The sequence below is a fragment of the Pantoea sp. Mb-10 genome, from assembly GCF_021272205.1.
In the GTDB taxonomy this organism is placed as follows: Bacteria; Pseudomonadota; Gammaproteobacteria; order Enterobacterales; family Enterobacteriaceae; genus Pantoea.
Map to the genome: position 1 here is coordinate 258,046 of NZ_JAJSDX010000002.1, position 22,036 is coordinate 280,081.

20 protein-coding genes are annotated in these 22,036 nt (G+C 60.0%); 13 read left to right on the forward strand and 7 right to left on the reverse strand.

The genetic code is table 11. The annotated features are described in order from the left end of the window. Positions 1-32: 32 nt before the first annotated feature. On the reverse strand, positions 33-2,042 hold the full coding sequence (gene mnmC / locus LU196_RS04530; protein ID WP_232759470.1) for a bifunctional tRNA (5-methylaminomethyl-2-thiouridine)(34)-methyltransferase MnmD/FAD-dependent 5-carboxymethylaminomethyl-2-thiouridine(34) oxidoreductase MnmC: 2,010 nt from the start codon (positions 2,040-2,042) through the stop codon (positions 33-35). Between the two features lie 155 nt (positions 2,043-2,197). Between mnmC and fabB the strand changes: the two genes are divergently transcribed. Then, complete coding sequence (gene fabB / locus LU196_RS04535) at positions 2,198-3,418, forward strand: beta-ketoacyl-ACP synthase I (protein ID WP_232759471.1); 1,221 nt, start codon at positions 2,198-2,200, stop codon at positions 3,416-3,418. Positions 3,419-3,460: 42 nt separating this feature from the next. Here the strand turns inward: fabB and LU196_RS04540 are convergent, their stop codons facing one another. Further along, positions 3,461-4,894, reverse strand: coding sequence for a PLP-dependent aminotransferase family protein (locus LU196_RS04540; protein WP_232759472.1), 1,434 nt, complete (start codon positions 4,892-4,894; stop codon positions 3,461-3,463). An 86-nt stretch (positions 4,895-4,980) separates the two neighbouring features. Between LU196_RS04540 and LU196_RS04545 the strand changes: the two genes are divergently transcribed. After that, positions 4,981-5,424, forward strand: coding sequence for a rhodanese-like domain-containing protein (locus LU196_RS04545; protein ID WP_232759473.1), 444 nt, complete (start codon positions 4,981-4,983; stop codon positions 5,422-5,424). A 1-nt stretch (position 5,425) separates the two neighbouring features. Here the strand turns inward: LU196_RS04545 and flk are convergent, their stop codons facing one another. The 4 genes from flk to LU196_RS04565 all read right to left on the reverse strand — a co-directional run bounded on the left by flk (position 5,426) and on the right by LU196_RS04565 (position 9,472). Next, a complete protein-coding gene (gene flk / locus LU196_RS04550) occupies positions 5,426-6,457 on the reverse strand; it encodes a flagella biosynthesis regulator Flk (protein ID WP_232759474.1) in 1,032 nt (343 codons plus the stop codon). 119 nt (positions 6,458-6,576) lie between these two features. Further along, positions 6,577-8,085, reverse strand: a complete 1,509-nt coding sequence (locus LU196_RS04555) for a tripartite tricarboxylate transporter permease (RefSeq protein WP_232759475.1) — start codon at positions 8,083-8,085, stop codon at positions 6,577-6,579. A gap of 11 nt (positions 8,086-8,096) precedes the next feature. Continuing rightward, a complete protein-coding gene (locus LU196_RS04560; protein ID WP_232759476.1) occupies positions 8,097-8,528 on the reverse strand; it encodes a tripartite tricarboxylate transporter TctB family protein in 432 nt (143 codons plus the stop codon). A gap of 11 nt (positions 8,529-8,539) precedes the next feature. Continuing rightward, positions 8,540-9,472, reverse strand: a complete 933-nt coding sequence (locus LU196_RS04565) for a tripartite tricarboxylate transporter substrate binding protein (RefSeq protein ID WP_370640967.1) — start codon at positions 9,470-9,472, stop codon at positions 8,540-8,542. A 165-nt stretch (positions 9,473-9,637) separates the two neighbouring features. Between LU196_RS04565 and tctD the strand changes: the two genes are divergently transcribed. Next, positions 9,638-10,309, forward strand: a complete 672-nt coding sequence (tctD, locus tag LU196_RS04570; RefSeq protein WP_232759477.1) for a transcriptional regulator TctD — start codon at positions 9,638-9,640, stop codon at positions 10,307-10,309. Further along, positions 10,300-11,676 carry a sensor histidine kinase gene (locus LU196_RS04575; RefSeq protein WP_232759478.1) on the forward strand — a complete coding sequence of 459 codons (1,377 nt, stop codon included), beginning with the start codon at positions 10,300-10,302 and terminating at the stop codon, positions 11,674-11,676. The genes tctD and LU196_RS04575 overlap by 10 nt, the downstream gene beginning before the upstream one ends. Here LU196_RS04575 and LU196_RS04580 read toward each other — a convergent pair. Continuing rightward, positions 11,657-12,556, reverse strand: coding sequence for a DMT family transporter (locus LU196_RS04580; RefSeq protein WP_232759479.1), 900 nt, complete (start codon positions 12,554-12,556; stop codon positions 11,657-11,659). The genes LU196_RS04575 and LU196_RS04580 overlap by 20 nt on opposite strands. 170 nt (positions 12,557-12,726) lie before the next feature. Here LU196_RS04580 and pdxB point away from each other — a divergent pair, with 170 nt between their 5' ends. The 9 genes from pdxB to purF all read left to right on the forward strand — a co-directional run bounded on the left by pdxB (position 12,727) and on the right by purF (position 22,007). Beyond that, entirely contained in the window at positions 12,727-13,851 is a 1,125-nt protein-coding gene (gene pdxB, locus LU196_RS04585; RefSeq protein WP_232759480.1) for a 4-phosphoerythronate dehydrogenase PdxB, read from the forward strand. A 98-nt stretch (positions 13,852-13,949) separates the two neighbouring features. Continuing rightward, the gene (locus tag LU196_RS04590; RefSeq protein ID WP_232759481.1) at positions 13,950-14,960 is read left to right on the forward strand and encodes an aspartate-semialdehyde dehydrogenase; all 1,011 of its coding nucleotides are present in this window, start codon (positions 13,950-13,952) and stop codon (positions 14,958-14,960) included. Continuing rightward, positions 14,960-15,766 carry a tRNA pseudouridine(38-40) synthase TruA gene (gene truA, locus LU196_RS04595; protein WP_232759482.1) on the forward strand — a complete coding sequence of 269 codons (807 nt, stop codon included), beginning with the start codon at positions 14,960-14,962 and terminating at the stop codon, positions 15,764-15,766. The genes LU196_RS04590 and truA overlap by 1 nt, the downstream gene beginning before the upstream one ends. 82 nt (positions 15,767-15,848) lie before the next feature. Further along, positions 15,849-16,511, forward strand: a complete 663-nt coding sequence (locus LU196_RS04600) for a DedA family protein (RefSeq protein ID WP_232759483.1) — start codon at positions 15,849-15,851, stop codon at positions 16,509-16,511. A gap of 132 nt (positions 16,512-16,643) precedes the next feature. After that, on the forward strand, positions 16,644-17,552 hold the full coding sequence (gene accD / locus LU196_RS04605; RefSeq protein ID WP_232759484.1) for an acetyl-CoA carboxylase, carboxyltransferase subunit beta: 909 nt from the start codon (positions 16,644-16,646) through the stop codon (positions 17,550-17,552). Positions 17,553-17,691: 139 nt separating this feature from the next. After that, positions 17,692-18,960, forward strand: coding sequence for a bifunctional tetrahydrofolate synthase/dihydrofolate synthase (gene folC / locus LU196_RS04610; protein WP_232759485.1), 1,269 nt, complete (start codon positions 17,692-17,694; stop codon positions 18,958-18,960). Next, the gene (dedD, locus tag LU196_RS04615) at positions 18,950-19,717 is read left to right on the forward strand and encodes a cell division protein DedD (protein ID WP_232759486.1); all 768 of its coding nucleotides are present in this window, start codon (positions 18,950-18,952) and stop codon (positions 19,715-19,717) included. Before folC ends, dedD begins: the two co-directional genes overlap by 11 nt. 250 nt (positions 19,718-19,967) lie before the next feature. Continuing rightward, positions 19,968-20,453, forward strand: a complete 486-nt coding sequence (cvpA, locus tag LU196_RS04620) for a colicin V production protein (RefSeq protein ID WP_232759487.1) — start codon at positions 19,968-19,970, stop codon at positions 20,451-20,453. Positions 20,454-20,489: 36 nt separating this feature from the next. After that, positions 20,490-22,007: an amidophosphoribosyltransferase gene (gene purF, locus LU196_RS04625; RefSeq protein ID WP_232759488.1), complete on the forward strand. Its 1,518-nt coding sequence runs from the start codon at positions 20,490-20,492 to the stop codon at positions 22,005-22,007. Positions 22,008-22,036: the final 29 nt, after the last annotated feature.

Consider the following 22,036-nt stretch of genomic DNA (forward strand, 5'->3'; position numbering starts at 1 on the left):
CACGCGGCGCAGGTCGCCGCGTGATTCTGCTCTTATTCTGCTTTTTTTCCCTTCAGCAGTTTTCGCACCCAGTACCGATTTGGATTGAGCGCCGCCAGCGTGGCGGCGTCGAGCGGTTGCGGTTCGCCGCTCATCTGCGCGGCCAGTACTTCGGCTGCCAGCGGGGCGCTGCAAATGCCGCGCGACCCGAGGGCGCCCAATACAAACAATCCGGGGTAAACCGGCGCCGATGCAACGGGCGCGCCGCGCTGGCGCTGCTGCGCGAGCTCGGCATAGTGACGCAGCGTCGCCTCATAGTCGGGCACGCTGCCGCTCATTGGCAGGTGGTCGCGACTGGCGCAGCGCACGCCGACGCGTGCTGCATTATCCGCCACGCTCACCGCCTGCGGCCACGCCTTTTCCGGCAGGCAGTCGATCAGACGCTGACGGTTCTGCTGCTGATCCTCCGGGCGAAACGCGGTATGGGTGTCACCGCGGTGGTAGCTCGCGCCAATGCAGTGCGTGCCGAACTGCGGGCTGCGCGGCGTCAGGTAGCCGTCGTAGCACAGCACGGTTTGCAGCGTATCCAGCGTGGGCGTGCCCGGAACGTGGCTTACCTGACCGGCCACCGGATAGACCGGCAGCGCACGCGTTTGCGCCAGATCCAGAAGCGCAGGGCCGCTGGCGAGGACCACCTGCCCATGCACCGCTGCGGGCTGTGCGGCGAAGTGAAGCGTCCAGCCTTCGCTGTGCGGTTCCAGCTGCGTCAGCGAATGCAGCCAGTGCTGGCGCAAACCCAGATGCTGCGCCGCTTCGAGCACGCTGCTGGTCAGCTCGGCGGGGGAAAGCCAGCCGCCGCGCGGATAGAAAATGCCGCCGTGGCCGAGCGGCACGCCCGCGAGGGCCTCTGCCTCTGCGGGCGTCACGGCATGCGCAACGTCAGAGGGCAGATCCATTTTCAGCATTTGTGCAATTTTGTGACGGCTCTTATCATCCCAACCCAGCTGCAGCACGCCGCTCCAGCTGTGCTCAAACATCACCGGCAGCGAATCATACAGGCGACGCGCAAACGAAAAGGCGGCAGGGAAGAAAGTGGCCAGCGCCTGATCGTGCTGATTTAACAGCGGGTAAAGTGCGCCCTGACGGTTGCCGGAGGCCCCTAACGCGGGGGCTTCATCGGCGCAGTAGAGGGTGACATGCCAGCCGCGGCGCAGCAGCGCCAGCGCCAGCATCGCACTGGCTACGCCTCCACCAATCAGCGCCACGTCGCGCGTTTGTGCCTGCGGGCGCGCATACCACGGCTGGCTGTGCGGCAGGGGCGGGGCCGCGCGCAGGGTGCCAACCAGCATCTCGCGCTTGCGGCCAAAGCCCTTGCGCTTCACCACATCAAAACCCGCCTCTTGCAGGCCGCGACGGACAAAACCCGCTGAGGTAAAGGTCGCTAACGTGCTCTCTGGTCGCGCGAGCCGTGCCATGGCCCTGAACAGAGCGGGCGTCCACATGTCGGGGTTTTTGGCCGGAGCAAAACCGTCCAGAAACCACGCGTCTACCTGACGATTAAGGCTGTCATCAAACGTATCAATTAACGCGTTAATATCCCCAAACCAGAGATCGAGCGTGACCTTGCCGCCGTTGAACAGCAGGCGCTGACAGCCCGGCAGCGCCTCGGGCCACTGTTGTTGCAGCGGCTCAGCCCAGGGTGCCAGCTCAGGCCAGTGCGCATGCGCTGCCGCAAGGTCGCTGCGCGTGAGCGGGAATTTCTCGCAGCTAATAAAGTGCAGCCGCTGTAGCGTCGCTTGTGGATGCTGTGCGCAAAAATCATCAAACGCCTGCCACAGCGTAAGGAAGTTCAGACCCGTGCCAAAGCCGCTCTCGGCAACGATAAACAGGTCGCGCGCGTGATGGGCAAAGCGCGCCGGAATCTGGTTGCCATCAAGGAACACATAGCGCGTCTCTTCTAGCCCGTTATCGTTTGAGAAATAGACATCGTCGAACGCTCGGGAAACAGGTGTACCCTGATCGTTCCAGGTCAGTTGGGCGTGTTTGATGGCGGATGCGGTCACGGGAAAGGCTCATTTTCAGGCAGTGGCGCGATTTTAGCGAGTGCCGTCACATGACGCAAATTTACAAAAGGAAATGGCTGATCGGACTTGTTCGGCGTACAACTGTACGCTAGAGTGCACGTCATTCCAAAAGATGGGTAATTGAGGACTATTGAATGAAACGTGCAGTGATTACTGGCCTGGGTATCGTTTCCAGCATTGGTAATAACCAGCAGGAAGTGCTGGCCTCTCTGCGTGAAGGCCGTTCGGGCATCACTTTCTCTGAAGAGATGAAAGACGCCGGAATGCGCAGCCACGTGTGGGGTAACGTCAAGCTGGATACCACCGGGCTCATCGATCGCAAAATTGTGCGTTTCATGAGTGACGCGTCAATTTACGCGTACCTGTCTATGGAAGAAGCGGTAAAAGATTCCGGCCTGACCGATGAGCAGTATCAGAACAACCCGCGCGTGGGTCTGATCGCTGGCTCCGGCGGCGGTTCGCCGCGCTTCCAGGTTTTCGGCGCGGATGCCATGCGCGGCCCGCGCGGTTTGAAAGGTGTGGGTCCGTATGTGGTGACCAAAGCCATGGCATCAGGCGTGTCTGCCTGCCTGGCCACGCCGTTTAAAATCCACGGTGTGAACTACTCCATCAGCTCCGCCTGTGCGACCTCTGCTCACTGCATCGGTAACGCGGTTGAACAAATCCAGCTGGGTAAGCAGGACGTGGTGTTTGCCGGCGGCGGCGAAGAGCTGACTTGGGAAATGGCCTGTGAGTTTGACGCCATGGGCGCACTGTCTACCAAATACAACGAGACGCCAGAAAAGGCCTCACGGACTTATGATGCCAATCGCGACGGCTTTGTGATCGCTGGCGGCGGCGGCATGGTCGTGGTGGAAGAGCTGGAGCACGCGTTGGCGCGCGGTGCACACATCTATGCTGAGATCGTGGGCTACGGCGCCACCTCTGACGGCGCCGATATGGTGGCACCTTCAGGTGAAGGCGCAGTGCGCTGCATGAAGATGGCGATGCAGGGCGTGGACACGCCTATCGACTATCTCAACACGCACGGTACTTCTACGCCGGTGGGCGACGTTAAAGAACTTGGCGCCATTCGCGAAGTGTTTGGTGACAACTCACCTTACCTGTCAGCCACCAAAGCCATGACCGGCCACTCGCTGGGTGCGGCGGGCGTGCAGGAAGCGATTTATACGCTGCTGATGCTGGAGCACAGCTTTATCGCGCCGAGCATTAACGTGGAAGAGCTGGATGAAGCGGGCAAAGGTCTGAACATTGTCACTCAGCCCACGGAAAAAGCGCTGACCACGGTGATGTCCAACAGCTTCGGCTTTGGCGGCACTAACGCGACGCTGACGATGCGTAAATATCAGGCGTAATGCGTTGAACCTCTCTCAGGGCCGGTTAATCCGGCCCTTTTTTTATGCGCGCGGCAGCGCTCGCGCAAGCAATGTTGCCAAGGTGTCGCAGGCGCGCGTGATTTCGCCCGGCGTGAGCGCGGCAAAGCCCAATATCCAGCCCGCCTGGCGCGCCGATCCGCTGTAGAGCGGTGACAAACGCGGTAATAACAGCCCACACTCCCGCGCCCGCTGCGTCAGGTGTGCCTCATCTCCTTGGGTAAGCGTGACCGTTAATTGCAGGCCGCCCGCGCTGGGCAGCGGCGTCAGCCACGGTTGCAGGCGCGTGCCGATCTGCTGCAGTAGGCGATCGCGTCGGCTGTGATAGAGCTGGCGCATCAAGCGCAGATGACTGGCAAAATGGCCCTGCTGCAAAAATTCGGCGGTTACCGCCTGCGGCAGCAGCGCGCTGTGTCCGTCCATCACGCTGCGCGCGCGGCCCAGCGGCGCCACCAGCGGCGTGGGCAGCACCATCCACGCCAGCCGCAGTGAGGGAAACAGCGTTTTCGAAAACGTCCCAAGGCAGATCACCCGGCTCTCATCCCGCAGGCCTTGCAGCGCGGGGGCAGGGCGCTCATCAAAATGAAACTCGCCGTTATAATCGTCTTCAATCAGCCAGCTTTGCTGCTGCTGCGCCCAGTCAAGCCACTGCAGGCGGCGCGCGAGGCTCATCGCCGTGCCGCTGGGGTAGTGATGTCCCGGCGTCAGATACACCAGTCTGGCGCTGCCGTCGAGTGGCACCGCACCGTCGCTGTCCAACGGCATTGCCCGACAGGTTGCGCCCGCCGCAACAAACGCGTTACGCGCACCCGGGTAGCCGGGCTCTTCCAGCCATACGGTGTCGCCGCTGTCCAAAAACAGCATCGCCAGCAGCTGTAGCGCCTGCTGTGAGCTGGTCAGAATCACGATTTGTTCAGCGCTGCAGCGCACGCCGCGCGAAAGCGCCAGGTAATCGGCCACCGCCTGGCGCAGCGGCGCATAGCCCAGCGGATCGCCGTAGCCCATGGCACGACTACCCAGCGAGCGCTGCACCTGATGACTAATACGTTGCCACTGCACGTGGGGAAAGGCGCGCAGTTCGGGCGATCCCGCGGCGAAAGCGTGTGGAAACGGCGGATCCTGACAGCCGCCGGTGGCCAGTACCTGTTGACCGCGACGCGAAAACGCCGGTGTCGGCTGCGGGCGCCGCGGTGGCGGTGGCGGCGCGATGTCAATCAGCACAAAGGTGCCACGCCCGGCGTGCCGTTGAAGATAACCTTCGCTTTCCAGCTGCGCGTAAGCCGCCTCTACCGTAACGCGCGACAGCGCCAAATCCTGTGCCAGCTGACGGCTAGACGGTAATTTTTGCTGATGGCGCAGATGCCCTTCGACGATGGCTTGACGCAGCGTGCGGCACAGGCGCGTCCGCCGTCCGCCTGCGGTCTGCTGATCAAACAGGGTCAATAACGAAGGGGTCATCGTGGTCTTATCACGTCGCGCAAAGTGGTCTCAAACAGCAGGCCACTTTGCCGTAAACTGCAGGAAATTAACAGCAGGAGAGCATGATGTCATCGGTCTTACATTTTCCCCCCGCCAGCCCCGCACAGAGCGTCGCGTGGCTTGAGCAAAAATTGGCGCACTACGCCGATGCCTGGGATGTGGCAGAGGATTTAGCGCAGGGCGTAACGGAGATCGTGGTGCTTGATGTGCGCGCCCGCGAAGCCTATGAGCGCGGTCATATTTGCGGCGCGATCGCGTTTCCTCACCGCACCCTGGATGCCACCACGGTCGCCGCGCTGGACCGAAACAAAGTCTATATCACGTACTGCGATGGCATTGGCTGCAACGGCTCCACCAAGGGCGCGCTCAAGCTGGCTTCGCTGGGCTTTCAGGTTAAGGAGCTGATCGGCGGGCTGGATTTCTGGACGCGCGACGGGCATCCGCTGGCGTGGGGCAGCGCGCCAGGTGAATGGCCGTCGCCGCGCACTGGCGCGGCGTGCGGCTGCTGAGCTACACCAATAGCCAGATCAGGAAAAACACCAGCGCCATGGCAAGCGCCAATGTCAGCATCGGGCGCTGTGCCAGCGGGCGTGGCAGAAACGGCACCAGCGGCGACCAGATCGGCTGCGGATTCATGGCGCTGTCAGCCAGCGGCTGCTCACTGCTGCGCTCCAGACGACGTGAAAACAGCAGGTTCAGCAGATCCTGCGTTTGTGCGGTGGTTAGCACGGTTTGCGGCGTGGCCTGGAAGCGCTGCAGGCTGTACTCTTCCAGCAGCCGCTGCTCATCCTGGCTCATCGGCTGCTTGAGCGAGCTTTCCAGCATGAGCAGCGTTGGCGCGCTGTGCTGACCCAACGTCTGACGCACGTGCAGATATTGAGATAAAAGCGGGAAGTGGCGCGAAGGAATCGGATCGCCGCTCTTCAGGTTTGCCAGTTTTAAGGTGTCAGCCAGCAGCTTCACCGGTGATTCACCGGTCGTGGCCGCGAGGCGTGTGACCTGCTGATTAAGGGCCTGCTGTTCGGCCGGTAACAGCGTGCGATCGGACACGCGCGTCTGCTGCGGCTGCGGAATGGCCATCTGCCCGTTTTGCAGCATGGTCAACACCTGGCGCAGTTGGTCCTGGGTCAGGGCGCTGAGCACCGTTTGATTAAACTGCTGACGAATGAAATCGCTGACCGCCTGGCGATTGTTGCCCTGCGGCAATTTATCCATCAGCTGCTGCTGAAGCTGACGCGTCGCGTGGCTGTTCTGCACCTGAGTCAGACGATTATTCAGATACTGCTCTGCGGCGGGAAAATGGCGCGACTGCAGCTCGCCATCGCTCTTCACCCCCACTTCATGGCGCACGCCAGCCCAGAGTTCAGGCGCTTTGAGCGTGCTCAGCGACAGGATGCGCACAATCAAACGCTCCAGCGTGGTGCGCTGGGCCGGGGAGAGCGGCTGCTCGCCGGCCGGACCGCCGGGGCGCAGCGCGCCAGGAGCATCAGTAAGAGGTGAACGATCGCCCGCGGGCACACCGGGACCGCTGAGAGGTTGCATGGCGGAATCCTTGAAAACGAGGTCAGATCCGGGTGCGCCGGAAAAACGAGGCCATATGATAGCAAAAGCCCCCGGGAAATCCACGGGGGCGGTAGCAGTAGACGCGGTCAGACAGTGATTTATTTCACGTCTGCGGTTTGCAGGCGCTTGCGACGCAGCCGTTTCCACAGCGGCGGCACCACCAGCACGGCGATCGCCAGCACCAGCAGCACTTTAGAAATCGGGCTTTCCCACAGGATCGGCAGCTCGCCGTTGCTGATGGAGAGGGCGCGACGCAGGTTCTGCTCCAGCATTTCACCCAGCACGAAACCGAGGATCAGCGGCGACATCGGAAAATCCATTTTGCGCAGAATATAGCCAAAGATGCCCAGCCCCACCATCAGCAGCAGATCAAAGGTGGTGCTGTGCACCGCATACACGCCGACCGCAGAGATCGCCGCGATCGCTGGCACCAGGAACCACAGCGGAATGGAGAGCATGCGCGCGAAGATGTTGATCATCGGAATGTTCATCACCAGCAGCATCACGTTACCAATCAGCAGCGCGGCAATCAGGCCCCAAACGATATCGGGCTGCTCGGTAAACATCGCCGGACCGGGCGTGATGTTATACAGCGTCAGCGCACCCACCATCACGGCGGTGGTGCCGGAGCCGGGGATGCCGAGCGTAAGCATCGGGATAAATGAACCACAGGCGGAGGCGTTGTTGGCCGCTTCCGGGGCCGCCACGCCGCGAATATCCCCTTTACCAAACTGGTCGCTACCGCTGATTTTCTTCTCGGTCATATAGGCGATGGCGCTGGCGATCGTGGCGCCGGCACCCGGCAGGATGCCCACAAAGAAACCAATAAACGATGAGCGCAGCGTGGCGCCAGTGGACTGCGCCGCCTCTTTCATGTTGAACATCATGCGGCCGCTGGCGCGAACCAGTTTCTGTCCGCCGCTGGTGGACTCCAGCATCAGCAGAATTTCGCTGACGGAGAACAGACCAATCACCACCACCACAAACTGAATGCCATCAGACAGGTGCACGCTCTCAAAGGTGAAACGGTACACGCCGGTGTTGGCATCTACGCCCACGGTGGCCATGCCAAGCCCAATCAGCGCGGCTAAAAACGATTTCAGCGGGTTATGGCTCATCATGCTGCCGAGGCAGGCAATCGCGAACACCATCAGGGCGAAATATTCCGCCGGGCCGAACGCCAGCGACCAGCTGGCCAGAATCGGTGCAAAGAGAATAATGCCAAGGATGGCGATGGTGGAGCCGATAAAGGAGCTGACGGCGGAAATCGACAGCGCCACGCCCGCTTTGCCCTGCTGCGCCATGGGATAGCCGTCCAGCGCCGTCATAATTGCCCCGGCGTCGCCCGGCACGTTCAGCAAAATAGAGGAAATACGGCCGCCGTATTCACAGCCGATGTAAACCGTCGCCAGCAAGATCAAGGCTGACTCCGCCGGCAGGTGCAGCGCAAAGGCCAACGGCATCAGAATCGCAACGCCGTTGATGGGCCCCAGCCCCGGCAGCAATCCCACCACCGTGCCGATAAAGCAGCCGATCAGCGCAATCATCAGGTTTTCGGGCGTCATCGCAACCGCAAAACCCTGCATCAAAAAAGACCAGGTATCCATAATGACTCCGGTTAGCTCAGCCAGCTGCCAACGGGCAGCGTGACGTCAAGTAAACGATCAAAGGCGTAGAACAGCGCGCTGCCCATGACAACGCCCGACAGCGCAGCGGCCCAGGCGCGTGCGCCAAACAGCAGGCCGATGCCAAAGGTCAGCAAGGCGGTACAGAGCGCAAATCCCAGCCGTTCAAACAGCCAGCCGTAGACCACCAGCATCACGCACAGCAGCGCCAGCTTTTTCAAGATAGCGGCGTTCGGCCACTGCACCGTGTCGGGCTTACGCACCAGCATCAGCACGGCGCAGATCGCCATCAATCCCAGCAGCAGCATCGGAAACGGGCGCGGGCCCACCGGCTCGTAGCTGTATTCGCTTTGGATCTGCCAGGCGATAAACAGCCCGGCGACACACAGTGCCAGCCACAGGCCAGCAAAAATACGATCGCTCATCGTCGCCTCCGCTATTTCGCCAGGCCAAAGGATTTGGCTTGCTCACGGTAGTCCGCCACCTGTTTTTTCACGTAAGTATCCAGTTCGCTGCCAAACAGGTTGAATTCAAACAGGCCGCGCTGTTCGCGCTGATTTTGAAATTCCGGTGTAGCCACCAGCTTTTTGAACGCGTCCTGCCACCACTGGTAATCGGCATCGCTGACTTTTGGCCCGAGGTAGTAGCCGCGAATAATGGGCCAGGTCATGTCATAGCCTTGTTCTTTGGCGGTGGGCACGTTCGCCAGTTCGCCCGGCAGGCGTTTATCCGCCATCACCGCCAGCACGCGCAGTTTGCCAGCCTGCAGGTGCGGCACCATCTCACTCATGTCGCCCGACACCACCTGAATGTGGTTGCCGAGCAGCGCGGTCACGGCCTCGCCGCCGCCCTCAAAGGCGACGTAGCGCATTTTGCGCGGATCGATGCCCGATTTTCGCGCCAGCACCGCTGTTTTCATCCAGTCCTGACTGCCAATGGAGGCGCCGGCGCCCACGACCACTTTGGTCGGTGCGTTTTTCATGGCGGTCATCAGTTCGCCGAGATTTTTCCACGGCGCATCCTGACGTACGGCCACGATGCCGTAATCCGTGGCCACCGCCGCCAGCCAGCGCACGTCGCTCTCGCTATAGCGGCCAAATTTCCCCTGCGCCAGATTCAGCAGCGATCCGCCAGAAAACGCCACCAGCGTGCCGGCTTCTGCCGGGCGCTGGGCGATGATAGCGTTGTAAGCTACGGCGCCGACGCCGCCGGGCATATAGGTCACACGCATAGGGGATTGGATTTGCCCGGTTTCCTGCAGTGAAACCTGGATCAGCTTACAGGTCAGGTCGAACCCGCCGCCGGGCTTGGCCGGCGCGATGCACTCGGTGCGCGCCGGTGCGGCGGCGCACGCGGCAGAAACGGTCATGGCAAGCAGGGTTGTGGTCACCAGGCCGCGTAGTGTTTTTCTCATCATTCGCTTCACTCTCTCTTCCAGTATGTGATTGCTACCCAATATTCACGGTTGCTGAATTGTTAAAACAGCAACCTTTCATTTACCTTTCAGCCCACGGGTAAAATGAAAGGATGTGATATGCGTCTCTTACTAGTGGAAGACACGGTTGAGCTGGCGAAGTGGTTACAGAAGGCGCTCACACAAAAAGGCTTTGCGGTGGATTGGGTCGCCGACGGCATTGCGGCCGATCACGTGTTGCAAAGTGAAGAGTACGCGCTGGTCGTACTGGATGTGTCACTGCCGCGCCTTGATGGGCTGGCTGTGTTGGCGCGGCTGCGCAAGCGCGGCCAGGGGGTGCCGGTACTGCTGCTGACGGCACAAAGTGCGCTGGAGCAGCGCGTGCAGGGGTTAAACGGCGGTGCTGATGACTATCTTACCAAACCGTTTGAGTTAGACGAACTCGAAGCGCGGCTGCGCGCCCTGCTGCGTCGCAGCCACGGACAGACGCTGCAAAACCAGCGGGTCGGGCAGCTGGAGCGCGATAGTGAAGGGTACTTTTTACTGAATCACAAGCCGCTGCTGCTGACGCCGCGCGAGGCCAGCGTGCTCGCCACGCTGATGCAGCGGCCGGGTCGTCCCGTTTCGCGCCAGCATCTGTATGAACAAACCTTCACCTTAAACGATGAAGCCAGCCCGGAAAGCATTGAGCTTTATGTCCATCGAGTGCGCAAAAAGCTGGCGGGCAGTGATGTGGCGATCGTCACGCTGCGCGGTCTTGGCTATAGCCTTGAGTGCCACGCATGCGCCTGATTAACACGCTGCGCGGGGAACTGCTGGTGTGGCTGGGCGCCCCCTTACTGTTGCTGTGGGCGCTGTCGGTTTATACCCATTATCAGAGCGCCTTACAGGCCGCCAATCAGGCGTATGATCGTTCCCTGCTGGCGTCGGCGCGCACCGTGGCGGAGCGGCTGGAAGTGCGCCATCAGCAGCTGCAGGTGGATGTGCCATGGGTGGTGCTGGACAGCTTTGAGCGCAACATGAACGATCAGCTGTTTTACCAGGTCATTTCACCGCAGGGACAAACGCTGTCTGGCTATCCCGATTTGCCCGTGCTGCCGCGTAACGCGCCGCTTTCGGACGCCTATCCGGCGCTGGTGCACTTTTACGATGCGCACTATCGCAAGCAGCCGATTCGCGTCGCCGCGCTGTGGCAGCCAGTCAGCGAAGAGGGCGTTGAAGGAATGGTGCTGGTGCTGGTGGCTGAGACGCTGAACTCGCGACACGCCTTTGCCGAAAGGCTGCTGCATACCGCGCTGATCAGCCAAAGCTTTCTGGTGCTGATGACGCTGTTGCTGGCCAGCTTGCTGCTGCGTAAGGTGCTGCGGCCGCTGCGGCGCCTATCGCGTATGATGCTGCGCCGCGCGCCGGGTGAGCTCACGCCACTGCCTTCGCTGCTGCCGTGGGCCGAGTTACAGCCGCTCATCGCGGCGTTTAATCGCCATCTGGCGCGGCTGCGGGGGTTGCTGGCGCGGCAGGAGCGCTTTAGCGCCGATGTCTCTCACCAGTTGCGCACGCCGCTGACCATCTTAAAAACCCAGGTCAGCGTCGCCCTCAGCAGCGACGAACCGCGCCAGTGGCGCGAAAGCCTGGAAGGCATGCGGGACACGCTGGATGACACCGTCGCGCTAACCGGGCGCTTACTGCAGCTGGCGCAGATCAAAGCGCGCCACGGCGAAGAGAAAAACCTGAGCCGCGTCAATCTCAGTGACATTGTGCAACAGGCCTGCCTGAGCAGCTACGCAGCGGCACGGCGCAAGCAGATCGATCTGGGGTTTGAGGGCGACGAGGCGTGCGATGTGCAGGGCGACGGCGTATTGTTGGCCGAACTGTGCGCCAATCTGCTGGATAACGCGGTGAAATACACGCCGCACGGTGGGGTGATTACCGCCCGCGTGCAGCAGCGCGTTTTGGTGATTGAAGACAGCGGGCCGGGCATCGCTGCCGAGTTGCAGCAGCAGGCGCTGCGCCCCTTTGGTCGTCTTGATGGTCAAGCTCAGCCGGGGGCGGGCATTGGCCTGGCGCTGGTGAGCGATATTTGCGTGTGGCACGGCGCGCAGCTGCAGCTGGACCGCAGTCCGCAGCTCGGCGGTCTGCGCATTACGGTTCGCTTTCACTGATTGACGGGGAGCGGCGCAGTGGCGTTTGCACACGCTGTGCCACGATCACACCTGCCAGCGTCATCCCGCCGCCGATCCAGTGATAGGCGTGCAGTTGCTCATGCAGAAACAGCACGGCAATCACGGCAGTAAACACCGGCACAATGTTCATAAACAGGCTCGTGTTGCTGGCACCCAAGCGCTGCACGCCTTGGATCCAGAGATAAGGCGCGAGGATCGATGCCAGCAGCCCGGCGTACAGCACCAGCGGCAGATTGCGCGCAGTCAGCGCCACCGTGGGGGCATGCAGGAAGCCGGGCAGCAGCAGCAGCACGCCGCAAAAAATCTGCACGTACAGGCTGTGCCACACCGTGAGCGGAATCGCCCAGCGCCGGGTTAACACGCCGTACAGCGCATAGGACGTGGACGCCGCCAGCATCATCACTTCGCCTGCGCCCAGCGGCTGATGCAGCAGCCGCGCAGGCTCTCCGGCGCTGACCAGCCACACTAATCCTGCAAACGATAAGACACCGCCCGCCAGGATGCCGCGCGTCGGCGCCAGGCGCAGCACCAGCACGCTAAGCAGAATAGTCAGCAGCGGGATCGTGCCCCCCAAAATCCCCATCATCACTGCCGACACGCTGTGCGCCGCGTAATAGGCGAGGCTTTGATACAGCACCATGCCCAGCAGCCCAAGCAGCAATAAGCGCCACGCGTGCGCTTTCACCACGGCGCGTTGGCGCCAGACCGATGGCAGGCAAAAAGGGGTCAACACCAAAAAGGCCAGTAGCCAGCGGTAAAATGAAATCGCCGCCGGATCGATGCTGTTGGCCGAGAGTTTGCTGACGATAGTGTTAATCGACCAGATCAGTACCGCGATCAGCGGGAACAGCATATTCATGGCACGCTTCCTTAAATACTCCGCGCCGAGTTTACGTGCGAGCGGCCAGAAACAGGTAGTGAAAATCTCACATTTTTATCGCGCGCGGCCGGGGCGCGTCGGTTAGGCGAATGTCCGGCTTTATGTCAGAATGTGCGCCCTCATTATCATCTGCACACAGGACCGCCACAGTGAAAATCGTCGTTGATGAAAACATGCCTTACGCCCGTGAACTGTTCAGCCGCACCGGTGAAGTGATTGCGGTGCCGGGACGCCCGCTGCCTGGAGCCGCGCTCCAGGATGCCAGCGGCCTGATGGTGCGTTCGGTTACGCAGGTCGACGCTGCGCTGCTCGCGGGGTCGCCGGTGAAGTTTGTCGGCACCGCCACGGCGGGCACCGATCACGTTGATGACGCTTCGCTGAAGGCGGCAGGTATCGGCTTTTCGGCGGCGCCCGGCTGTAACGCGATCGCGGTGGTGGAATATGTGTTCTCGGCGCTGCTTTTTTTAGCCGAGCGAGACGGCTTTGAGCTGCGCGATCGCACCGTGGGCATTGTTGGCGTGGGCAACGTCGGCAGCAGGTTGCAAGCGCGGCTGGAGGCGTGGGGCGTCAATACGCTGCTGTGCGATCCGCCACGTGCCGATCGCGGCGATGCCGGTGACTTCCGCTCGCTGGAGGCGCTGGTGGCTGAGGCAGATATTCTCACCTTCCACACGCCGCTGTTCAAAGCGGGGCCTTACAAAAGTTGGCACCTTGCCGATGCGGCCCTGCTGATGGCGTTAAAGCCCAACGCTATTTTAATCAATGCCTGCCGCGGCCCGGTGGTCGATAACGCCGCACTGCTGGCGGTGATGAATATGCGTCCGGATCTACGCGCGGTGCTCGATGTCTGGGAGCCCGAGCCGGATCTCAATCCCGCGCTGCTCGACAAGGTAGACATTGCCACCCCGCACATTGCGGGCTATACGCTGGAAGGCAAAGCGCGCGGCACCACACAGGTGTTTGAAGCGTGGTGCGACTTCCTGGGACAGCCGCAGCAGGTGGCGCTGGAGAGTCTGTTACCGGTGCCGGACGTGAGCGCGGTGACGCTGCATGGCGCGCTCGATCAAGCCGTGCTGAAACGGCTGGTGCACCTGGTGTATGATGTGCGCCGCGACGATGCGCCGCTGCGCAAAGTCGCTACCCAGCCGGGGGCGTTTGATCGCCTGCGCAAGCAGTATCAGGAGCGCCGTGAATGGTCTTCTCTGCGGGTAAGTTGTGACGACGCCGCTACCGCCGCCATGCTGGAAAAGCTCGGCTTTCGTGCGCAATGCTAAGTCTATGCCGCGCGGGCCGCGGCATGGGAAGCGTCTGATTTCATCAGCGGTATCGCTACCGCTCTCTGTTTTTATGTCATTGTCTGAGGTAAACCAACATGTCTGACGGCTGGAATATTGCGCTTTTGGGCGCAACAGGCGCAGTGGGGAACGCTGTACTGGAACTGCTGGCGGAACGCCAGTTCCCGGTTGGTGAATTGTATGTGCTGGCGAGTGAAAACAGCGCCGGTGAAAGCCTGCGTTTTGACGGCCGCTCACTGCGCGTGCAGGATGTCGCCACGTTTGACTGGTCGCAGGCGCAGTTGGCGTTTTTTGTGGCCGGACGTGACGCCTCGGCGCGCTATGCGGAAGAGGCTGCCAGCCAAGGCACCTTGGTGATCGACAGCAGCGATCTGTTCGCCCTTGAACCCGATGTGCCGCTGGTGGTGCCGGATGTGAATCCCCAGGTGCTGGCAGATTACCGGAACCGCAATATTATTAGCGTGGCGGATGCGCTGGTGAGCCAGCTGCTAAGCGCCATTAAACCGCTGGTCGACAGCGCAGGGCTCGGCCGTTTACAGGTGACGAATCTGGTGTCCGTGTCCAGCCATGGCAAAGCGGCGGTGGACGGTTTGGCGGGCGAGAGCGCGCGCTTGCTCAACGGCGTGCCAGCGGATGAACACTATTTCGGTCGCCAGCTAGCGTTTAATTTGCTGCCGCAGCAGGTGGATAATCAGGGCAGCGTGGCCAGCGAACGCCGTTTGGTTGATCAGGTGCGCAAAGTCTTGCAAGACGAAGGGCTACCGATTGCGGTGAGCAGCCTGCAGGCGCCGGTGTTTTATGGCAGCGCGCAAATTGTTTATATCGAAAACTTGCGCCCGCTGTCGGCGGAAGAGGCCCGCGATGAGCTCGCGCGCGCCGAAGATATTGCGCTCAGCGATGAGGGCGACTTCCCGACGCCGGTGGGCGATGCTTCAGGCAGCGACCAGTTGAGCATCGGCAGCGTGCGTAATGACTATGGCATCCCGGAACTGCTGCAGTTTTGGTCCGTGGCGGACAATATTCGCTTTGGCGGCGCGCTGATGGCGGTAAAAACGGCGGAGAAACTGGTGCAGGAGTACCTGTATTAATGTCGTCTGAAGCTACAACGTACAAACTGGCGCTGGGCGTGGAGTATGACGGCAGCCGCTATTACGGCTGGCAGCGTCAGAATGAAGTGCGCAGCGTGCAGGAGAAGCTGGAAATAGCGCTGTCGAAGGTGGCGAATCACGCGGTGAGCGTGTTCTGCGCCGGGCGTACCGATGCCGGTGTACACGGCACTGGGCAAGTGGTGCACTTTGAAACCACGTCGCTGCGCGCCGACGGCGCCTGGACGCTGGGGGTGAATGCCAATCTGCCGGATGATATCGCCGTGCGCTGGGTGAAAGCGGTGCCCAATACGTTCCATGCCCGCTTCAGCGCCACCGCGCGTCGCTATCGCTATGTGATCTACAATCAGCGGCTGCGGCCCGCGATTCTCGGCAAGGGGATCACCCATTTTTATCATCCGCTGGATGCTGAAAAAATGCAGCGCGCCGGGCAGTGCCTGATTGGCGAGAACGATTTTACCTCGTTCCGCGCCGTGCAGTGTCAGTCGCGCACGCCGTGGCGCAACGTCATGCACCTGAACGTCACGCGTCAGGGGCCGTATGTGATTGTCGACATCAAAGCCAATGCCTTTGTACATCACATGGTGCGCAACATTGTCGGCAGCCTGATGGAGATCGGCTGCGGCAACCGGCCTGAATCCTGGATGGCAGAGCTGCTGGCAGCGAAAGACCGCACGCGCGCAGCGGCCACGGCAAGAGCCGAAGGGTTGTATCTGGTGGCGGTGGATTACCCCGAACACTTTGCTTTACCTCAACCCGCGCTGGGACCTCTGTTTCTCGCGGATTAACTTTTAAAAATGGAAACCCGGATTCGACGGGTTGCCGCCTAAGCGCGGGCAATCTGGAGCACGAGGGGCCAGGGGAGCTGTTATGGAGTTTCTGCACTTTATCGTCGATTTTATCCTGCACATTGATGTGCATCTCGCGGAGCTGGTAGCGCAGTATGGCGTTTGGATTTATGCCATTCTGTTCCTGATCCTGTTCTGCGAGACCGGTCTGGTGGTGACGCCGTTTCTGCCGGGCGATTCGCTGCTGTTTGTCGCGGGAGCACTGGCGGCGCTGCCGGGCAACGATCTAAACGTCCACCTGATGGTGACGCTGTTGGTTGTCGCGGCGATTCTTGGCGATGCCGTGAACTACACCATTGGCCGCCTGTTCGGTGAAAAGCTGTTTAGTAACCCGCACTCGAAAATTTTCCGCCGCAGCTATCTGGATAAAACCCATGCGTTTTACGATCGTCACGGGGGGAAAACCATTATACTTGCGCGCTTTGTGCCAATCGTGCGAACCTTTGCCCCCTTTGTTGCTGGGATGGGGCACATGTCCTATCGCCACTTCGCGCTCTTTAACGTCACGGGCGCGCTGCTGTGGGTGCTGTTGTTCTCGTACGCGGGCTACCTGTTTGGCGATCTGCCGGTGGTACAGGAGAACTTAAAACTGCTGATTCTGGGCATTATTGTGGTTTCTGTGCTGCCAGGGGTCATTGAAGTATGGCGTCACCGTCGTCAGGCGCGTCAGCAAAAATCGCAGTAAGCGCGGAACCAGATTTTTATCCACAGCGAGAACGGGTTGTGGTTTAATGAGCGACATTTACGGCCTGCTGAAGGTGATTTCAGCAGTAACACGAAGACTGGACCAGGTCAGCATTAAACAGAAAGGTCATCAATGAGCTGGATTGAACGCATACTGAATAAAAGCACTACCACGCCTTCGCGCAAAGCCAGTATCCCGGAAGGGGTCTGGACCAAATGCGACAGCTGCGGTCAGGTGCTGTACCGCGCCGAATTAGAGCGCAACCTTGAAGTCTGCCCGAAGTGCGATCACCACATGCGCATGCACGCGCGCGATCGCCTGCAAAGCCTGATGGACGAAGGCTCAATGGTAGAACTGGGAAGCGAACTGGAACCCAAAGATCTGCTGAAGTTCCGCGACTCTAAGAAGTACAAAGATCGTCTGGTTGCGGCACAAAAAGACACCGGCGAAAAAGATGCGCTGATCGTCATGAAAGGTCAGCTGCACGGTATGCCGGTGGTGGCGGCTGCGTTTGAGTTCTCCTTTATGGGGGGCTCAATGGGTTCCGTGGTTGGCGCCCGTTTTGTGCGTGCGGTTGAGCAGGCACTGGAAGATAACTGCCCGCTGATTTGCTTCTCCGCCAGCGGCGGTGCGCGTATGCAGGAAGCGCTGATGTCGCTGATGCAGATGGCGAAAACCAGCGCGGCGCTGGCAAAAATGCAGGCGCGCGGCTTGCCGTATATCTCTGTGCTGACCGATCCCACCATGGGCGGCGTCTCTGCCAGCTTTGCCATGCTGGGCGACCTTAACGTAGCAGAGCCCAAAGCGCTGATTGGCTTTGCGGGTCCGCGCGTGATTGAGCAGACGGTACGTGAAAAGCTGCCGCCGGGCTTCCAGCGCAGCGAGTTCCTGATTGAAAAAGGCGCAATCGACCTGATTATTCGTCGTCCCGAAATGCGCTTTAAGCTGGCTAGCCTGCTGGCAAAAATGATGAACCTGCCGGCACCGCAGCAGGATGGTGAACAGCCGACGCCGGCTGACCCTCAAAGCAGCGAGGCCTGACAGGCAACGGAAAGGCGCGCGCTGCGCCTTTTTACCAATGCACCGTCTACACCCAACCCTGCAGGCTGCCGTGACCACAACAGCACGCCTGGCACTTTCGCCATCGCTGGCGCGGGTGTATTGATTAAAAACGGGACACATGGACACGCATCGCCTTCCTCAAGCCACGTCGCCCTTGGTCACGTGGCTTCATTATCTCGAAAATCTGCATTCTCAGGCTATTGAACTGGGCCTGGATCGTATTCAACGCGTCGCTGAACGCCTCGACCTGCTCAAACCCGCTCCCGTTGTTTTCACGGTCGCCGGCACCAACGGCAAAGGCACCACCTGTCGCACGCTGGAAACGCTCTTGATGGCCGCGGGCTACCGCGTGGGTGTGTACAGTTCCCCCCATCTGGTGCGCTATACCGAACGCGTGCGCGTTCAGGGCGCCGAACTGGAAGAGGCGCGACATAGCGCAAGTTTTGCGCAAATTAACGCCGGACGTGGCGACATTTCGCTGACCTATTTTGAGTTTGGTACGCTCTCCGCACTCAATCTGTTCCGCGAGGAAAAGCTGGACGTCGTGATCCTCGAAGTGGGATTGGGCGGCCGGTTAGATGCTACCAATATCGTCGATGCCGATGTGGCGGTGATCACCAGTATCGCGCTGGACCACACCGACTGGCTTGGCCCCGATCGGGAAAGCATTGGCCGGGAAAAAGCGGGCGTCTTCCGGGCGGGTAAACCGGCGGTGGTGGGTGAGGCTGACATGCCGCACACCATTGCGGAGGTGGCGCGCGAGAAGGGCGCGCAGTTGATGCAGATCGGCCGCGACTGGCAGTGGCAGCAGCAGGATACGCACTGGTCGTTTCAGGACGCGCAAGGGGCACTGCCCAATTTACCGCTGCCGCAGGTGCCGTTGCCCAACGCCGCTACCGCGCTGGCAGCCCTTCGCGCCTCGCCCCTTCACGTCAGCGAAGCGATCGTGCGCGAACACCTGCCGCTGGCGATGCTGCCTGGCCGTTTTCAGACGGTGAGCACCTCGCCGCAGGTAATTTTGGATGTGGCCCACAATCCGCATGCCGCGCACTATCTTGCCTCACGGCTGGCGGCGCTGCCGTCGCACGGGCGGGTGCACGCTGTGGTGGGCATGCTGCACGACAAAGATATCGCCGGCACGCTGGCTGCGCTATCTCCCGAAGTGGATGAATGGTACTGTGCCCCGCTGGACGGCCCGCGCGGCGCGACTGCCGCAGAACTCATGACACACCTTAACGCCGGTGCGGCGTTCAATGACGTAGCGGCCGCCTGGCATGCAGCCCAGCAGCGGGCTAACCCAGAGGATGTGATTCTGGTGTGTGGCTCTTTCCACACCGTAGCACAGGTTATGGAATTGATGGCAGCGAGGAACCACAGTGGCGAGTAAGTTTCAAAACCGCCTGGTCGGCACCGTTATTCTGGTGGCGATTGGCGTAATTGTGCTGCCGGGCCTGTTGGACGGTAAGAAAAAGCACTACAAAGAAGAGTTCGCCGCCATTCCGCTGGTGCCGAAACCGGACGATCAGCAGGACAGCGAAACGGTGCCGCCGGTGACGCAGCCGCTGCCTGCACAGCCGCCGGAAGGCGCCAAGGCTGCACAGCAGCAGAATGCGAGCAGCGGGCAAAACGGCGCCAGCAGCGGCAGCGCCCGGCCGGTACAAAACAGTGAGCCGACGGTGGTGACGCCGCCGCCTGTGCATCAGCCGTCCGTGCCTAAAGCACAGACCAAGCCGGTAGAAGCAGCAAAATCCAAGCCGGTTGAGACGCAGAAAAGCAAGCCGGTTGAGCAACCCAAGCAGAAGCTGGTTGAAAGCAGCAAACCGGTCGAGCAGGCGAAGCCGGTGGAGAGCAGCAAACCGGCAGAGCAGCCTAAGCAGAGCGAGTCTAACGCGGCGCCGACTGGACAAGCGTATGTGGTTCAGCTTGGCGCGCTGAAAAATGCGGCGAAAGTCAGTGAGATTGTGGCGAAGCTGCGGCTGTCGGGCTATCGCGCCTTTACCGTACCGGCCACGCCAGTGCAGGGGCAGATTACCCGCCTGTATGTCGGTCCCGACGCTTCAAAGGCAAAATTGCAGGGCTCGCTAAGCGAACTGCAAAGCCTGTCCGGACTGGGTGGGGTAGTAAAACCTTACGCCGCACGCTAAGGGCCGATAAGCCGCGCCAATGGCAGCAACAGGCGCGGCTTATCCTGTCTCTTTTTAGCGAAGCGTTGAAAATTAAATATTATATTTCAGTGGGTTAACTGCTTGAAATGCCGTTGGGCGAAGAAAGATTTTTTCATCGCCTTTTTTATGGATACAGAACCGGAAAACCCTACGCAAACGTTTTCTTTTTCTGTTAGAATGCGCCCCGAACTGGATGCAGGGGTGCCTGTGCACCGGGCTGGAAGAGTTCATGATCTGGATTGATTACGTCATTATTGCGGTAGTTGGTTTTTCGGCGCTGGTCAGCCTGATTCGTGGGTTTGTCCGTGAAGCCTTATCTCTTGTTACCTGGGGATGCGCGTTTTTTGTCGCCAGTCATTACTATCCCTTCCTTGCCGTCTGGTTTACGGGGTTTAGCGACGAACTGGTGCGCAACGGTATTGCCATTGCGGTGTTATTCGTCGCCACGCTGATTGTCGGCGCCATCGTAAACTATGTGATCGGCTCGCTGGTTGAGAAAACCGGCTTGTCAGGAACCGACAGGGTGTTGGGTGTCTGTTTCGGAGCATTGCGTGGCGTGCTGATCGTGTCTGCCATTCTTTTCTTCCTGGATACATTCACCGGCTTTGCAAAAAGTCCGGACTGGCAGCAGTCTCAACTCATTCCCCAGTTCAGTTATATCATCAGGTGGTTTTTTGATTACCTGAAGAGCACGTCCAGTTTTATACCCCGGTGACGCCATCGGGAGTGCGGCTAATGAGGAAATGACAACATGTGCGGTATTGTTGGTATCACCGGTTTTATGCCAGTAAACCAGTCGATCTATGACGCGTTAACGGTGCTGCAGCACCGCGGCCAGGATGCTGCCGGCATTTGTACCATCGATGCGCTGAATTGCTTTCGCCTGCGTAAAGCAAACGGATTGGTCAGTGATGTGTTTGAAGCGCGTCATATGCAGCGCCTGCAGGGGAACATTGGCATTGGCCACGTGCGCTACCCGACCGCAGGCAGCTCCAGCGCCTCTGAAGCGCAACCCTTCTATGTGAACTCGCCGTATGGCATCACGCTGGCGCACAACGGTAATCTGACCAACGCACATGAGCTGCGTAAGCAGCTATTTGAAGTCGGACGGCGTCACGTTAACACCACCTCAGATTCTGAAATTCTGCTCAACATTTTCGCCCAGGAGCTGGATCGTTTTCAGCACTATCCGCTTGAAGCCGAAAACATTTTTGCTGCTGTGGCGGCGGTGCATCGTCAGGTGCGCGGTGCCTACGCCGTAGTAGCGATGATTATCGGTCACGGCATGGTCGCTTTCCGCGACCCCAACGGCATTCGCCCGCTGGTGCTGGGTAAGCGCGCACTGCCAGACGGTCGCACGGAATACATGGTGGCGTCTGAGAGCGTGGCACTGGATACGCTCGGCTTTGAGTTTATTCGTGACGTGGCACCGGGTGAAGCGGTGTACATCACCGAGCAGGGACAACTCTCTACGCGTCAGTGCGCTGAGAATCCTAAAAGCAATCCGTGTCTGTTTGAGTACGTCTATTTTGCTCGTCCTGACTCTTTCCTCGACAAGATTTCGGTGTACAGCGCGCGCGTGCGCATGGGCACCAAACTCGGTGAGAAAATTGCGCGTGAGTGGGAAGATCTCGACATCGACGTGGTCATTCCTATCCCGGAAACCTCGACCGATACGGCGCTGGAAATTGCCCGCATCCTCGGCAAGCCTTATCGCCAGGGGTTTGTGAAGAACCGTTATGTCGGCCGCACCTTTATCATGCCGGGGCAGCATCTGCGCCGCAGCGCGGTACGCCGTAAGCTGAACGCCAACCGTGCAGAGTTCCGCGATAAAAATGTGCTGCTGGTAGACGATTCCATCGTGCGCGGTACCACCTCAGAGCAGATTATCGAGATGGCGCGCGAAGCGGGCGCGAAGCGGGTTTATCTGGCCTCTGCTGCGCCAGAAATTCGCTTCCCCAACGTCTACGGCATCGACATGCCGAGCGCGACCGAGCTGATTGCGCACGGCCGCGAAGTTGAAGAGATTCGTCAGTTAATCAAAGCCGATGCGCTGATTTTCCAGGATCTCAACGATCTGATCGAAGCCGTGCGGGAAGAGAATCCGGACATTGCCCAGTTTGAGTGCTCGGTGTTTAACGGCATTTACGTTACCAAAGACGTGGATCAGCAATACCTGGAGTATCTGCAATCTCTGCGCAACGACGACGCAAAAGCGTTGCAGCGTCAGAACGAAGTGGAAGGCTTGGAGATCCACAACGAAGGGTAACGTTACGCATAACGTCATCTTTTTTAACA